This window comes from Oleiphilus sp. HI0128, assembly GCF_001635365.1.
In genome coordinates, this window is record NZ_LWGG01001228.1 from 1 (window position 1) to 780 (window position 780).

General features: G+C 45.1%; 1 protein-coding gene. It reads left to right on the forward strand.

The features are described 5' to 3' along the window. Positions 1-780 (forward strand): DUF349 domain-containing protein (locus tag A3763_RS20675; protein ID WP_156495224.1); only part of this gene is annotated, 780 nt, incomplete at both ends.

Here is a 780-nt window from a genome sequence, read left to right on the forward strand (position 1 = left end):
TTACTCAAAGATATCCAGCGACAAATCAGTAAGCTGGGAAGCAAGCAAAGTGACCAGTATCACAACATGCTCAACCTCAGAATTAACCAGTTGAACGACCTGCGCGACTGGCAGGGTTATGCATCAAACCCTCGCCAACTGGCGCTGTGCGAATCAATGGAGCGTCTCGTCGACACACATATCGAGCCACGCGATAAAGCCGATCGAATCAAAGCAATGCAAAAGGAATGGAAAACCTTGGGTGGTGCTTCAGACCAATCGTTATGGCAGCGCTTTAAAGAAGCGGCCGACAAGGCTTACGAACCTTGCCATGCTTTTTTTGACGAACAGAATCAACTTAAAAAGAACAACTCCGCAAAGCGCGAACAAATCATCACAGAGTTAAGCAACTTCATTGATAACAATGACTGGGAAAACGCTGACTGGAAAGGCGCTGAAAAAATTAACAGACAAGCTCGCCTTGAATGGAAAGAAGCCTACCCGGTTGATTTCAAAACCAATAAGCCAATGCAACAACAGTTCAATGCCCTCTTAAAAGCCTTTGATAAGAAACTTGATACAGAAAGAGACAAGAACCTCTCCTTGAAGCAAGAAATCATTGATCAGGCGCAGACGCTTATAGAGCTTGAAAACCTTGAACAAGCCATACAAAGTGCAAAGGACTTACAACAAGCCTGGCAAAAGGTTGGCATCACGCCTTATAAGAAAGAAAGAGAGCTTTGGCAAGCATTTCGCGCAATTTGCGACCAGATATTTGCCCGCCGCGACCAAGTTCGCAAT